This is a genomic window from Williamsia sp. D3 (genome assembly GCF_000506245.1).
Classification (GTDB): Bacteria; Actinomycetota; Actinomycetes; order Mycobacteriales; family Mycobacteriaceae; genus Williamsia; species Williamsia muralis.
Map to the genome: position 1 here is coordinate 1 of NZ_AYTE01000014.1, position 14,478 is coordinate 14,478.

Below are 14,478 nucleotides of genomic sequence, written 5' to 3' on the forward strand. Positions count from 1 at the left end.
CCGGCAGGTCCGCCTCCCGGTTCCTACCAGCAGCCAGGCACCCCGCCGCCGGCAGGTTCTTACCCGCCGCCGCAGGGCAACTATCCTCCGCCCTCGCAGGGCAGCTACCCCCCGCCGCCCCAGTTCGGCGACCAGTCCAGCTACGGACAGCCGCAGGCGGGCGCCGGATTCGGGCAGACCGCAGGCGCCGGAATTCGCTTGGGCGCCAGGATCATCGACGCCATCATCGTCGGCGTGGTCTTGGCCATCGTTTCGACGATCGTGGTGCTGGTCGTCGACATCTTCATCGTGTCGCTGATCGTCTCCCTGATCCTGAGCCTCGCCGGGTTGGCCTACTTCGTGTTCTTCGAAACCCGTTCGGGCGCAACGTTGGGCAAGCAGCTCCTGAAGCTGAAGGTTCAGGCGTGTCGGGTGGACTGCCCACTCAGGAAGAGTCACTCAAGCGGAACTCCTGGATGCTGATCGGCTTCCTGTCGTCGCTGCTCTCGTTCGTGCCGATCTTGCCGTTCCTTTTGAGCCTCGCCTCGCTCGGAATCCTGATCGCCATCGGCGTCACCATCAACAGTGACCCGAACAACCAGGGCATCCACGACAAGTTCGCCGGTGGCACCAAGGTCGTCAAGACCGGCTAGTTCACGAGGTTTTCGCCTGCGCGTAGTACCGGCCGAGGAACTCGTCCCGGAACTCGAAGTAGGTCCCGTCTTCGATGGCCTGGCGCGCCCGCTCCACCAACGTCACGATGAAGTGTTCATTGTGGATGGTGCAGAGTGTGGCCGCCAGGCCTTCTTTGGCTTTGAACAAGTGGTGGATGTACGCCCGGGTGTATTGCGTTGTGTAGTTCTCGATCTCGGGATCCAGTGGTCCGAAGTCGTTGCGGAACCGGCTGTTCGTCACGTTGTAGCGACCATCGAGTGAATAGATGGCCCCGTTGCGCGCCACCCGCGACGGCGACACGCAGTCGAACGTGTCGACCCCGTTCTCGATCGCGGTGAAGATGTCGTCCGGTTCGCTGATCCCCAGTAGATGTCGCGCTTTGTCCTGTGGCAGTTCCTCGTTCACCCACCGGACGATGGTGCCCAGGTTCTGTTTCTCCAGTGCGCCCCCGATTCCGTAGCCACCGAAACCGCGGCCGCCGTTGTCGACGTCGCGTTCGCTCATCGCAACCAGATCACGCGCCGCCTTGCGCCGCAGGTCTTCGTACTGCGCGCCCTGCAGTACTCCCCAGAGCGACTGGGTCGGTCGATGGCTGCGTTCGGCGGTCAGCCGGTTGTGTTCGGCCAGGCACCTGATCGCCCAGAGCCGCGTCCGCTCGAGCGACGTCTCCTGGTATTCACGGGTGTTCATCAACGTGGTGAGTTCATCGAACGCAAAGATGATGTCGGCGCCCAACTGGTGTTGGATCTGCATCGACACCTCAGGGGTGAACCGATGGGGCGAACCATCCAGATGCGATTTGAACGTGACCCCGTCGTCGTCGACGCGGGCCAATCGTTCCTTGCCCTCGGCGATCACCTCGTCGTTCTGCATGCCGGTCACGTCCATCGCGATGACCTTCTTGAAGCCGGCCCCCAGCGACATCACCTGGAAACCGCCACTGTCGGTGTACGTGGGGCCGGGCCAATTCATGAACTTTCCGAGACCACCCGCCTCGTCGATGATGTGCGGACCGGGCTGCAGATACAGGTGATAGGCGTTGGCCAGGACAGCCTGAGCACCGAGGTCGCGCACCGCCTCGGGAACCACGGTCTTCACCGTCGCCTTGGTTCCGACCGGCACGAATGCCGGCGTCTTGATCTGCCCGTGCGGCGTACTGATCGTCCCGGTTCGTCCGAGCGTGCCGGCCAGGCTGGTCCCGAGGGTGAAGCTGCGGTCGGGGCCGTGTTGGGGATCGTTCACCGATGCATCTTCCCAGTGCGCCGCACCACCGGGCAAAACGCCGGGGTGTGGCGGCGAGACTTCTTCGACCAGAGGCCCCGGCGATCAGCCGTCCGTCACGTCCACTGCACGCGCCGACGACTCCGGCGACGACGGTGCCGCCAGCGATGCGAGCAGAGCGAGCTTCTCTGCGCTGTCGGTTCCGGGCGCCGCGTGATAGATCACCAAGACAAGACCTTCGGAAGCATCGACGGCGAGCCTGTCTTTGTAGAGCATCAGCTCGCCGACCTGCGGGTGGTACATCGGGGTCTGAGTGCCCACCCGCACCTGCACGTCGTGCCGAGCCCACAGTCGACGGAACTGCTCGCTCGCCAGGGAGAGCTCCCCCACTATCTGCACAACACGCGGATCATCGACGTCGGTGCCGACCGACTGTCGGAAGCCCGCGACGAGGTGGCTCATGGCCAGTTCATGATTCGGGCAGAGTGCTTGTTCGCCGGGGTCGAGGAACAGCGCTTTCAAGCGGTTCTGACCGACACGCAGATTAGGTGACACGGCGCGGGCAAGGTCGTTGGCGGCGAGCACGTCGAAGTGTCGACTCTCTACGAAGGCCGGCATTCCGATGGTGGCAAGTAGTTGGCGGATTCCCTCGGGCACCGTCTCGCGGCGGTGACGTCGCGTGCGCTTACGTGTCTGGGGCGAAGCGAGTCCGATGAGATATGCCGTGGCCGTCTCGTCAAGTTGCAGTACGCGCCGAGTGATTCGAGCACCTGCACCGACGGGTTGTGGTCGCGCCCTTGCTCCAGCCGGAGGTAATAGTCGGAGCTGATGCCCGCGAGCATCGCCACCTCCTCGCGGCGTAACCCCGACACGCGGCGCTGCCCCACCACCGGCAGCCCGACGTCCGCCGGCCGAACGAGCTCCCGTCGGGCACGAAGGTAATCGCCGAGTTGTCCATTGCCGCTCATACGTCGACCGTACTCAGACTTGCGCTCGGCGTGACTGTCCCTGTCACTCCCAGGAAGACCGGGGCACTGGCACGGTCACGTCGCGTCTCGCACAGTGGGGACATGACAAACGCAACCCAACTACCCGGCGGGGTCTTTCCGCTCACCGATCAGCTCGAGCTCACCCGTTTCGGCTACGGCGCAATGCAACTGGCAGGCCCCGGTGTGATGGGACCTCCGGCCGACCGCAGCGCTGCGGTCAGTGTCCTGCGCGAGGTGGTGGAGCTGGGCATCACCCACATCGACACCAGCGACGCGTACGGGCCCTACATCACCAATCAGCTCATCAGACAGGCACTTCACCCGTACCCCGACTCGCTCCGCCTCATCACGAAGGTCGGCGCGCATCGTGACGCCCAGGGCGGCTGGCCGCCGGCTCGATCGCCTCAGCAGCTGCGCGACAGCGTCCGTTCCAATCTCGAGAATCTCGGACTCGATGCGCTTGACGTGGTCAATCTGCGGGTGGGCAGTCCCACGGGCCCGGAGTCGGGATCCATCGAAGAGGCCTTCACGGCCCTGGCGGAGTTGCAGCAGGACGGGCTGATCCGGCACCTCGGGCTCAGCAACGTGACACCTGACCAGGTCGCCGAGGCACGCGCGCTCGCGCCGATCGTCTGCGTCCAGAACTTCTACAACGTGGCCAATCGAAACGACGATGAGCTGATCGACTCGTTGAACTCCGACGGCATCGCCTACGTACCGTTCTTTCCCCTCGGCGGTTTCAGCCCGTTGCAGTCGGCGGTGCTGAGCTCGGTGGCGACTCGGCTCGACGCGACACCGATGTCGGTTGCTCTGGCGTGGCTCCTCCGGCGTTCACCGAACATCCTGCTGATCCCTGGCACCTCATCGGTCACTCACCTGCGCGACAACGCTGCCGGTGCCGGCGTGCAGCTGTCCGACGCTGACTATGCCGAGTTGAGCACGATAGCCGGGCCTTAGCCGAAAGATTCTCTCCAACAAACGAACTCACCCCACCAGCTCAGCGAGCTGGTGGGGTGAGTGTTGTGCGCGACGACGCTCAGACGGACACCTGTTCGCGCCTGTCGATTTCCGCTTGCTCGGCGGCCAACGTCTTGTTGAGCTTCTCGCCCTCGATGTCGACGTTGGGCAGGATCTTGTCCAGCCACTTGGGCAGCGACCACGCCTTGTCACCCAGAAGGGCGAGCACGGCCGGGATCAGCGTCATACGGACGATGAAGGCGTCGAAGAAGACCGCGATCGCCAGCGCAAATCCCATCGCCTTGATGAACACCATCTCCTGCAGCATGAAGGCGGCGAACACCGAGATCATGATCGCGGCCGCGGCTGCCACCACGCGGGCACTGTGACTGAAGCCCGACACGATCGCATCCTTGGCCGACGAGCCGTGGACGTACGCCTCGCGCATCCGGGTCACCAGGAACACCTGGTAATCCATCGCGAGTCCGAACACCACGCCGATGAGCATGATCGGCAGGAAGCTGACCAGAGGCTGCGGATTGCCGATCAGCCCGAGGTCACCGTTGGTGAAGATCGCCACCGTGGCACCGAAGGTGGCGCCCACGCTGAGCAGGAAGCCCAGTGCGGCGGTCAGCGGGACCAGGATCGAGCGGAACACGATCATCAACAGGATGAACGCCAGTCCGACCACCACGATCAGGTACGGGATCAGTGCCGAGGAGAGCTGATCGGACACATCGATCTCGATCGCTGTCTGCCCGGTGACACCGTAGGTGAGTCCGGTCGACTCGGTGACACTCGATTCCAGGCCTCGCAGATCCTTCACGAGCTGCTGCGTGGCCTCTTCTCCCGACGAACTCGCGGGGAGCACCGAGATGATCGCGGTGTCGCCGGATGCGTTCACGTCGCCGGGGCTGATCAGCGCCGTGGCGACATCGTCGACGCCTTTGATCTGGTTGACCAGACCGTTGAACGCGTCGATCCGCTGCGTCTCGTCTGCGATGGCGCTGCCGTCGACAACAACCACAAACGGGTTGTTCTGGCCCGGACCATAGCCCTCGGCCACCAGCTCGTACGCCTTGCGCTGCGTGGTGCTGGGGTCGCCGCTGCCGTCGTTGGGCAGAGCCAACTTCAGACCGGCCATCGGTACCGCGATCAGCGCGAGCAGGATGATCGGTGCGATCGCGAAGAGCGCGGGCCGCTTGACCACCTGGTTGATCCAACGCTGGCCGTTGTGGCGGCGCGCCGGATCGGCGGGCGTCACGTCAGGTGCGTTGAGGGCCTTGATCCGGCCGGCGAACACCTTGCCGCCGAAGAGACCGAGGATCGCGGGCAGCAACGTGAGCGCGACGAGGACGGCTACCAGCACCGTGCCGGCCGCGGCCAGGCCCATCGCCGTGAGGAACGGGATGTTGACGATGAAAAGGGCTGCGAGCGCGATGAACACGGTCGCACCGGCAAAGACAACGGCCGAACCTGCTGTGCCGACGGCCTTTCCGGCTGCTTCGGCACGAGACTTGGAGGTGTGGACCTCATGCCGGTAGCGGGAGAGGATGAACAGCGCGTAGTCGATGCCGACCGCGAGACCGATCATCGTCGCGAGGATCGGGGTCTCAGAGCTGAGATCGAAGAAGAACGTGGCTGCCGTGACTCCCATCATGCCGATCACCACACCGACGATCGCGGTGATGAGCGGCATGCCCCAGGCGACCAGCGACGCGAAGGTGAGGATCATGACGATCGCACCGACGCCCATACCGATGAGCTCCGAGGTGAGACCGATCGCGGGCTGCGGCAGGGCCGTACCCGACATCTCGACCGTGAGGCCTCCCTTGCGCGCTTGATCGGCGACGTCTTCCATCTGCTCGTGGGCCTTTGCGCTCACATCCGCGCTGGCCTCGACATCAAAGGACGCGCCGAGCTGAACCATGGTCTGGTCCTTGTTGATCGGTGAACCGGCCTGCGCATCGGCCGCCGCTTCGTCTGGCGACTTGCCGAACTGCTGGGTCTGGAATTCGGTAACCGCGTTCCAGCCGGGCCCGGGACTGTCAGGTGTTCCGTAGGTCTCGAATGGATTGGCGATCGAGTCAGGCTGCTTGACCTTGTCGAACTGCTTCATCTGCTCGACCATGCGGTTGATGGTGGCCTGATTCTGCGGCGTGTTCAGGTTCGAACCATCCGGGGCCTTCACCACGTACTTGACCGACGTGTCCTCGGAGAACTTCGGTTTTTCCGGGAAGGCCTCGACCATCTGATTCTGAGCTTTTTCCGACGGAATGCCCGGAATCGAGAAGCTCTCGGAATTTGGCTTCGACAACGTTGCGGCCGCCACACCCATCGCGACCAGCACGAGTAGCCAGATCGCGATCATCTTGAACTTGTTCACATAGGCCCATTTGCCTATTCGATAGAGATTAGTGGCCATGGTGCTGGTCCTTCCAGTGGGTCTTCGGGAGGTTTGGGTGCGCCGGTAGGCGTCAGGTCAGGGATTTGGTGTCGACATCGGGCGGGACAAGCCGCACTTGGTGAGACGGAATGCTTCGCCGAGGAATTCACGGAGGTCGGTGTGCGGGGCGAGCCCCTCGCTCCACATCTCCAACCCCACGCGCAGGGTCACCAGCGCGTTGCCGAAGACCAGGCGTTCGTACAGGCCCAAGTCGGTGGATTCACCTCGGCATCCGACGACCGACTCGAACCGAGCCTTCTGTTCCGCGGCCAGTCCGTCGCTGTGTTTGTGGTCGGCCAGTGTCGGCTCGGTCTCGAGCAGACGGATCAGGGTCAGGAACTGCCCCGGATCGGCTTCGGTGTCGCAGGCGATCTCGGTCAAGGCGTACTCGACCGAGTCCCACAGAACCTCTCCCCCCGGTCGTGACTCGATAGATCGGCCAGGCGGTCGAGCATGACGCCGACGAAATAGATCAGCGCATCCTCTTTGCTCGGGAAATAGTTGTGGAAAGTCCTTGCGGATACTCCGACCTCGGCGGCAACGGTCTCCACGGACACCGACTCGAGGCCGCCGTCCGATGCATGACGGAGCACCGCAGTCGCCAGAGCCAGCCGCGTGGCCGCCTTCTTGGATTCGCGTAAGCCCATTTCTTGCATGACTTCCACCGTACGGAACTTGCAGAGTTCTGCAACTTTTCTGTCGGGTGCAAAAATACGAAACACGTCACACGGGGCCACTGGAGTGGCGGGCATCACCTCGCGCGGTGGACGCGTCGCCGTCATGTGGGCCCGGATGCGGTTCGCTACGGTTGCCCCATGCGTACCGCTCTTCTCCGACTTGCCGGACCATTGGTGATCGCCACGGGCGCGGTCGTCACGCTTTCCGCCTGCGGCGGGGACAACTCGACCGCGCCTGGCAATTCGTCGACCGCGCAGAGTTCGGGCAGCGCCGCGACCGGTTCGAGTTCTCCGGCCGAGCCCGGCAGCACCTCATCGCGCACGCCGTCGACCGAGAACTCGAACGCACCCGCCGTACCCGGCCCGTCATTGCCGCCGGCCACCTCGATTCCCGACTCGAAGCGACTTCCCGCCATCGAGGGCGTCCGGTGCGAGACGGTCAACGGTCCCGACGGCGCGCTACAGGTCGTCATCTTCGCCGGCAGCGGCGTCGACTGCGCCGCAGTGATGCCGGTTGCCAAGGAGTACGGCCCGAAGATTGCGACAGGGACTCCGCAGCAGGTCAGCGGCTGGGATTGTGGCCCGTCACAAACCCGCGGGGTGCTGTCGCGATGCACCCGAGGATCGGACGCATTCGGTTTTGCCATCGAGTGATCTGGCTGTTCTGGTGTCGCGCGGCTGACCGGTAGCTGCGCGATCTGCAGACAGCGCATCAACGAGAATCGCGAGCTCGCCGTCAGTGCCGCTCACCCAACCGGCACACGCTCGGCCTGTAGCCCGAGCATCCGCGAGAATCGCGAGCTCGCCGTCAGCGGCGCCCACCAAACCCGCACAGGCTCGCTCTACAGACCGCGCATCCGCGAGAATCCCGAACCGACGGAACGTACCGCCCGGCCAGCCGGCAAACGCTCACCCCGCAGCCCGAGCATCGGCGAGATTCGCGAGCTGGCCGTCAGCGGCGCTCGGCTAACCGGCAAACACTCGCCCCGCAGACCGAGCATCGGCCAGAACCGCGAGCGTGGCCGTCAGCGCCGCTCACCCAACCCGCACACGCTCGCCCTGTAGCCCGAGCATCGGCCAGGATCGCGAGCTGGCCGTCAGGGGCGCTCGGGGAAACCCGCGCACTCGCCCCGCAGACCGAGCAACGACGAGAATCGCCACTAGGTAAACCGCACCACGCACTCCCCAGCCCAAACTTCGGCGAGAATCCCAACGCCCGAAACCACCTATTTCGACATTTTTCATACCCAGGCAATCCACCTTTGTTTCGGCTCCGAACACGTGTGGTAGTCGTCACAAAATGCCGCATCGAAAAAGGAGCTCGAGAATGATTCGTTTCACTCGCAAGTCCGTCGTCGCCGCCGCAGCAGCAGGCGCTGGTGCCGCCGCCCTCACCTTCGCCGCCGCACCTACCGCCACCGCCGCTCCTGAGATCTGCCCGAGCCTGCCCGGCCAGACCAGTGCAGGTGCGAACTGCTACTCGACCTCGGGTCCGACCGGCCTCACACTCGCCATCACCGCAGATGGTGGCGTCGCCGTGTCCACCGGCAACAACTTCTCAGGCCCGGCTGCCATCGCGCTCGGACCAGGGGCGGTCGTGGAGATGCAGGGCGTGAACCCAGGGCTGGCCATCGGTATCGCGGGGCCGGGAGCGACTGTGGTGGTCGACGGGCAGAACCGGGTGCAGTGCACTGACGGAATCAGCTTCGCCGGGGACTTCCAGACGTGGACCGGCTGCTTCAACAACGGCACCACCCAGATCCCACTCGGCTGACCGGTTGGGGCCCGAGACTCATCCATGTGAGTTTCGGGCCCCGATTCCGGCGATTGCGCTCACCCTCCATCACCTGGTGTTCTAGTTTGCTAAGTGAACCTTGCGTCGCGGACCGACCGCGATCGGTGCACTTGAAGATGGAGGAGCAATGCTCCGCACGGTGTTCGACGAAGAACATGAAGCCTTCCGAAAGGTGGTGCGCGACTTCATCGCACGCGAAGTCGCACCGGTGCACCACGAATGGGAGGAGCAGGGCCATCCGCCCCGCGACTTCTATCGCCGTCTCGGCGAGATGGGCATTCTCGGGATCGAGGCGCCCGAAGAGTTCGGCGGAGGTGGAGCTGACACCTTCAAGTTCAGTGCCGTGGTCACCGAAGAGGCAGCACGCGCAGGTGTCACGTTCGGCACCTACTCGGTTCACTCGAACCTCATCCTGCCGTACCTGGTGAAGTACGCAACCGACGAGCAGAAGAAGCGCTGGCTTCCCGGATTCATCTCCGGCGACATCATGACGTCGATCGCGATGACCGAGCCCGGCACCGGCTCGGACCTGGCCAACATCGCAACCACCGCAAAGCTGTCCGATGACGGCAGCCACTATCTCCTCAACGGCGCCAAGACCTTCATCACCGGCGGCGCTCTTGCCGATCTTGTCCTGGTGGTCTGCCGAACCGCGGCGAGCACCCCCGAGAACCGGCGCGGCGGTCTGAGCATCTTGTGTGTCGACACCACATCGCAGGGATATTCGGTGGGACGCAAGCTGCAGAAGATCGGGCTGAAAGCGTCTGACACTGCTGAACTCTCGTTCGACAACGTCCGCGTCCCCGTGGAAGACCGACTCGGCGAGGAGGGCGAGGGCTTCAACTACCTCACCCACAACCTCGCGCAGGAACGCCTGACGATCGCGTTGCAGTCGTCGGCCGCCGCCCAGGCCGCGTTGCGGCATGCGCTGGACTACGTCAAGGACCGCAACATCTTCGGTAAGCCGCTGGCGGCTTTCCAGAACACCAAGTTCGTACTCGCCGAGTGCGCCACCGACGTCGAAGCCATCGTGTTGATGGCCGACCGTGCGCTCGAGCTCCACGATTCGGGTGACCTCACCGTGGCCGACGCGGCCAAGGTCAAGCTGTTCTGCACCGAAGGCGCGGGACGGGTGATCGACAAATGCCTGCAACTACACGGCGGATACGGGTACGTCACCGAATACCCCATCGCCCGTCTTTACGCGGACACTCGTGTGTCCCGAATCTACGGTGGCACAAGCGAAGTCATGAAGACCATCATCGCGAAATCCCTGGGCATCTGAAAGCCCGTCCCATCTCGGTGATCCGAAACAGCAGGAGAACAAACAATGCGTGATGCAGTGATCGTCGATGCCGTTCGAAGTCCAGTCGGCAAGCGTGGTGGCGGCCTGTCCGGTATCCACCCGGTCGATCTGTCCGCCCAGGTGTTGCAGGCGCTCGCCGCCCGTAACGGTCTCGATCCCGAACGGGTGGACGACGTGATCTGGGGATGCGTTTCCCAGGTCGGTGAACAGGCCGGCTGCATCGGCCGGTATTCGGTACTGGCTGCCGGCTGGCCCGAGTCGGTGCCCGGGCTCACCGTGGACCGCCAGTGCGGATCTTCGCAGCAGGCAGTACATCTGGCTGCGGCCGGAGTTGTCGCGGGCCACTACGACGTGGCCGTTGCCGGCGGTGTGGAGTCGATGTCGCGTGTGGTGATGGGTGCGGCCCGCGCCAGTGGCGAACACGGCGAACCCTTTGGGCCGATGGTGCGCAAGCGTTACGACAACTTCGTGTTCAATCAGGGTATCGGTGCGGAGATGATCGCTGAGGAATTCGGCTTGAGCAGAACAGATCTGGACCAGCACGCCCTCGACTCGCACGAGAAGGCGGGCAACGCCATCGACGAAGGACGTTTCGTCGACCAGATCGCACCCATCACCGTCACGGCCGAAGACGGAACGGCAACCGTGGTCACCACCGACGAGGGGGTTCGCCGAGGCGGCACACTCGAGAAGCTGGCGGGACTCAAGACACCATTCAAGGAAGACGGGGTGATCTCCGCGGGCAATGCCTCTCAGATCTCCGACGGCGCCGCCGCGCTTCTGGTCACCACCAGTGAACTTGCGTCGGTGTACGGATGGACCCCCATCGCCCGCGTGCATTCGGTGGCGGTGGTGGGCGCCGACCCGATCACGATGCTGAAAGGCCCGATCCCGGCCACCGCGAAGGTGTTGCAGCGCTCCGGGATGTCCCTCGACCAGATCGGCACTTTCGAGATCAACGAGGCGTTCGCGTCGGTGTCCCTCGGCTGGCAGAAGAGCACGGGCGCCGACTACAAGCTACTCAATCCGGACGGCGGCGCCATGGCGCTCGGCCACCCGCTGGGCGGGTCCGGTGCACGACTGATGACCACGATGATCCACCGGATGCGGGCGCAGGGCATCCAGTACGGACTGCAGTCGATGTGCGAGGGCGGCGGCATGGCCAACGCGACCATCCTCGAATTGCTCTGATCCGATCGAGCCGTTCAGGCGGTTGCCACCGGGCCGGTGGCAGCCGCTCTGTGCGTCAACGGGTTTGAGTCGGTCCGTCAGTCTCCCGTGAACTGCCCGGGCCTACGTTCGACAAAGGCGGACAGCGCTTCGCGATGATCAGCCGTGCCGTGCGAGATCGCCTGCATGGCGGCCGACAACTCCAGGATGCCGCCGAGGTGTTGCGTATCCGCTTCGCGTAACAGCTTCTTCGTGAGACGCAACGCATTCGGTGGATTCGAGGCCACGCGGGCGGCCAGCTGTTTGGCGGTATCCATGAGGGCGTCGGCGGCCACCACCCGCGACACGAGTCCCCACTCCAGCGCGGTCGCCGCATCCACGCGGTCGCCGGTGAAGGCCATCTCCGCGGCGCGTGCCGCACCCACCGCACGCGGCAGCAGCCATGCTCCACCATCGCCTGGTATCAGGCCCAGCTTCACGAAGCTCTCCGCGAAAAAGGCTTTCTCCGAAGCGATTCGCATGTCTGCCATCAAGGCCAGATCACATCCGGCGCCCACTGCAGGTCCGTTCACCGCCGCGATGATCGGCACCTCGCAACCGTAAATTGCCCGCGTCAGTCGCTGTATCCCGCTGGTGTAGCCGTGCTGGATGTCGGCCTGATTGCCGCCGAACATGCCGACCCGGTCCACCATGTCCTTGACATTGCCGCCGGCCGAGAACGCCGACCCCGCTCCGGTGAGGATCACCACCCGTACGTTCCGGTCCGCGTTGGCGGCCGCGGCAAGGTCGACCATCCGGGACACGACCTCGTCGCCTGAGATGGGGTTGCGGGCTTCGGGCATGTTGAGCGTCCAGGTGGTGATGCTGTCCTCGGTATGAGCGACGACGACTTCATGTGACCCGGTCACATCGTTGGGGTTGGTCATGCAATGGATTCTCCCCCTTCGCCCGCCGTCAGGCGATATGCTTCTTCCGCTTCGACCCGGGCAACATCTTGCGACGGCACCCGCGCAAGATCGCGAGACGCGGAGCGAGCATGTACGTGCCCGACCCTCGGACGGAAGTTCCCATGTTCGCTGTCATCGCCCGCACAGTTGTCGCTCATCCGTGGCGGTTCATCGCCGGTTGGGTGGTCATCGCTGTGTTGATCATCCTGTTCTCGCCCAACCTCGAGGACCGCACGAGCAACAACCAGCAAGACTTCCTGCCATCGTCGTTCGAATCGGTCCACGCTCAGGAGTTGGGAAACGAGTACTTTCCGGCGACGGCCGGGGCCAGCGGCAGCCTGGTGGTATCTCGTCCGGACGGTGCCCCACTCACGCCGGATGATCAACAGACCGCCCTGGGTTTGGCAACAACGTTGCAGAACTCCAAGATTCCCGGCGTCACGAGCGTCGTCGGCAGTCCCCAATCGTTCTCGCCAGACGGCAAGGTGGCCGCGCTCCAGGTGACCTTCGCCGGGCAGCCGGGTGACGAGACGGTCAACGATGCGGTGGCCGATGTGCGCGACGATGCCACCAAGGACCTCGAAGGCACCGGGCTCGCAGCGGGTCTCACGGGCAACGCCGCGATATCTGTCGACAGCAACGCCGCCTACGCTGATGCCGAGCAGGTCATCACCATTGCGACGGTGGTCATCATCCTGCTCACACTCGGGCTGGTGTTCCGCAGTCCCATCATCGCGATCCTGCCCATAGTCGTGATCGGAGTGGTCTTCATCGCTGTTCGTGGTGTGACAGCCATGGCGGCAGACCTTTTCGACTTCGAGGTGAGCACCACCCTCGACGCGATCCTGGTGGTCGTGCTCTTCGGCGTCGGCACCGACTACATCGTCTTCCTGCTCTTCCGCTACCGGGAGGAGTTGCGGCGAGGCGACTCTCACAATCCGGCGATCATTCTCTCGACGCGAGTGGTCGGTCGGGTGGTCGCGTCCTCGGCACTGACGGTCATCGGGGCCTTCTCCGCGCTGTTCCTCGCCAAGCTGGGCTCACTCAGTTCGCTGGCACCAGGCCTGATCATCGCCGTGGCAGTCATGCTGATGACTGCCCTGACGCTCATCCCCGCCATCTTCACCATCCTGCATCGCCACCTCTTCTGGCCCCTCGGACCCGGCCACGACTCCAAACGCTCGCCGTTCGCCGGGATCGGCCGATTCGTCGGCGGCCGACCGATCATCGTGGTCGGAACCGTTGTGGCAGGCCTGATCGTGCTGGCGATCTTCAGCACTGGTTACAAGGCCACCTACGACACACTGGCCGAGATGCCCTCGGACACACCGTCTCAGCAAGCGTTCGACACACTGGCCGACTCACTGCCCCCAGGGGCGCTGAGCCCGACCCAGGTGTACGTGAAGACACCTGGTCCGGTCCCGCAGGACCAGTTGGCAACGCTCGAGGCAAATCTCGCGAAGGTCCCCGGCGTGGCGTCGGTGCAGCCACCGAGGATCAGCCAGGACGGCACGGCCGCCCTGATCAACGTCATCTTGACCCAGAGTCCATATACAACCGACGCTCTCGACACGGTGGAAGGCCCGGTGCGGCAGACAGCACACGATTCGATCCCCGGGGCCGAGGTCTACGTCGGCGGACAGACGTCGACCTTGGTCGACGTGCGCAAACAGCTCGGTTCCGACACCGGCCTGGTGTTCCCGGTGGCCGTGGTGATCGTCGGCGTGATCCTCGGACTGCTCCTGATGTCGGTTCTCGCACCGATCAATTTGCTCATCTGCGTCGGGCTCACTTTCGCCGCCACACTCGGCGCTCTTGTCATCGTCTTCCTGCACGCCGCCGGCCTCGCAGGTATCGACTTCTCGACGCCGATCGTCCTCTATCTGTTCGTGGTCGCAATCGGCACCGACTACAACATCCTGCTCGCCGAGCGCTTGCGAGAGGAGTTCCGCGACGGCCATTCACCTCCGGACGCGGCGCGGATAGCGATCGCCAACGACGGTCCGACGGTCGCCGCGGCGGGCACCATCTTGGCGCTGACCTTCGCCTCGCTCACACTCACCGGACTCGACAACCTGAAGGAGCTCGGCGCGGGAGTCGCGATCGGTGTCCTGCTCGCATCGCTCGTGATGGCACCCACGCTGGTGCCTGCTCTCTCGGTGTTGCAGCGCAAGGCGTTCTGGTGGCCGGCGAACGACGTGCCAGGCGGGCCGAAGCAGTCACCACCCTCGGGGCCCGATGGCGACGCGACTGCCAGCGGCCCCGCAGATTCATCAACTGCCCGCTCCTGACGGTGACCGGCGCGTAGCATCGGCC

The 14,478-nt window shown here is 64.3% G+C and carries 15 protein-coding genes; 8 read left to right on the forward strand and 7 right to left on the reverse strand.

Annotated features, from left to right (window positions below):
• Positions 1 to 462 (forward strand): RDD family protein (locus W823_RS57715; protein ID WP_161633986.1); only part of this gene is annotated, 462 nt, incomplete at its 5' end.
• Entirely contained in the window at positions 456 to 632 is a 177-nt protein-coding gene (locus W823_RS58070) for a hypothetical protein (RefSeq protein WP_161633987.1), read from the forward strand. The genes W823_RS57715 and W823_RS58070, both read left to right, overlap by 7 nt.
• A gap of 1 nt (position 633) precedes the next feature.
• On the opposite strand, the gene tgt is transcribed toward W823_RS58070, so the two are convergent.
• From tgt to W823_RS58720, 3 genes are all read right to left on the reverse strand, one after another.
• The gene (tgt, locus tag W823_RS38935; protein ID WP_031331841.1) at positions 634 to 1,896 is read right to left on the reverse strand and encodes a tRNA guanosine(34) transglycosylase Tgt; all 1,263 of its coding nucleotides are present in this window, start codon (positions 1,894 to 1,896) and stop codon (positions 634 to 636) included.
• An 84-nt stretch (positions 1,897 to 1,980) separates the two neighbouring features.
• Entirely contained in the window at positions 1,981 to 2,532 is a 552-nt protein-coding gene (locus W823_RS58715) for a hypothetical protein (protein WP_235189470.1), read from the reverse strand.
• Positions 2,478 to 2,843, reverse strand: a complete 366-nt coding sequence (locus W823_RS58720; protein ID WP_235189471.1) for a helix-turn-helix transcriptional regulator — start codon at positions 2,841 to 2,843, stop codon at positions 2,478 to 2,480. The genes W823_RS58715 and W823_RS58720 overlap by 55 nt, the downstream gene beginning before the upstream one ends.
• A gap of 102 nt (positions 2,844 to 2,945) precedes the next feature.
• Here W823_RS58720 and W823_RS38945 point away from each other — a divergent pair, with 102 nt between their 5' ends.
• Entirely contained in the window at positions 2,946 to 3,821 is an 876-nt protein-coding gene (locus W823_RS38945; protein WP_023956610.1) for an oxidoreductase, read from the forward strand.
• 79 nt (positions 3,822 to 3,900) lie between these two features.
• Here the strand turns inward: W823_RS38945 and W823_RS38950 are convergent, their stop codons facing one another.
• The 3 genes from W823_RS38950 to W823_RS58730 are packed head-to-tail and all read right to left on the reverse strand — an operon-like array spanning position 3,901 to position 6,923.
• A complete protein-coding gene (locus W823_RS38950; protein ID WP_023956612.1) occupies positions 3,901 to 6,246 on the reverse strand; it encodes an MMPL family transporter in 2,346 nt (781 codons plus the stop codon).
• Between the two features lie 57 nt (positions 6,247 to 6,303).
• On the reverse strand, positions 6,304 to 6,648 hold the full coding sequence (locus tag W823_RS58725; RefSeq protein WP_051406436.1) for a hypothetical protein: 345 nt from the start codon (positions 6,646 to 6,648) through the stop codon (positions 6,304 to 6,306).
• A complete protein-coding gene (locus W823_RS58730; protein WP_235189472.1) occupies positions 6,645 to 6,923 on the reverse strand; it encodes a TetR/AcrR family transcriptional regulator in 279 nt (92 codons plus the stop codon). The genes W823_RS58725 and W823_RS58730 overlap by 4 nt, the downstream gene beginning before the upstream one ends.
• Before the next feature lie 159 nt (positions 6,924 to 7,082).
• On the opposite strand from W823_RS58730, the gene W823_RS57720 reads away from it, so the two are divergent.
• The 4 genes from W823_RS57720 (at position 7,083) to W823_RS38975 (ending at position 11,236) form a co-directional block, all read left to right on the forward strand.
• Positions 7,083 to 7,598: a hypothetical protein gene (locus tag W823_RS57720; RefSeq protein WP_023956614.1), complete on the forward strand. Its 516-nt coding sequence runs from the start codon at positions 7,083 to 7,085 to the stop codon at positions 7,596 to 7,598.
• Positions 7,599 to 8,271: 673 nt separating this feature from the next.
• A complete protein-coding gene (locus W823_RS38965; protein ID WP_023956616.1) occupies positions 8,272 to 8,718 on the forward strand; it encodes a DUF6764 family protein in 447 nt (148 codons plus the stop codon).
• Between the two features lie 148 nt (positions 8,719 to 8,866).
• Positions 8,867 to 10,024 carry an acyl-CoA dehydrogenase family protein gene (locus W823_RS38970; protein ID WP_023956618.1) on the forward strand — a complete coding sequence of 386 codons (1,158 nt, stop codon included), beginning with the start codon at positions 8,867 to 8,869 and terminating at the stop codon, positions 10,022 to 10,024.
• 45 nt (positions 10,025 to 10,069) lie between these two features.
• A complete protein-coding gene (locus W823_RS38975; RefSeq protein WP_023956620.1) occupies positions 10,070 to 11,236 on the forward strand; it encodes a thiolase family protein in 1,167 nt (388 codons plus the stop codon).
• 77 nt (positions 11,237 to 11,313) lie between these two features.
• On the opposite strand, the gene W823_RS38980 is transcribed toward W823_RS38975, so the two are convergent.
• On the reverse strand, positions 11,314 to 12,141 hold the full coding sequence (locus W823_RS38980; protein WP_023956622.1) for a crotonase/enoyl-CoA hydratase family protein: 828 nt from the start codon (positions 12,139 to 12,141) through the stop codon (positions 11,314 to 11,316).
• 143 nt (positions 12,142 to 12,284) lie between these two features.
• Here W823_RS38980 and W823_RS38985 point away from each other — a divergent pair, with 143 nt between their 5' ends.
• On the forward strand, positions 12,285 to 14,453 hold the full coding sequence (locus W823_RS38985; RefSeq protein WP_031331843.1) for an MMPL family transporter: 2,169 nt from the start codon (positions 12,285 to 12,287) through the stop codon (positions 14,451 to 14,453).
• Positions 14,454 to 14,478 lie beyond the last annotated feature (25 nt).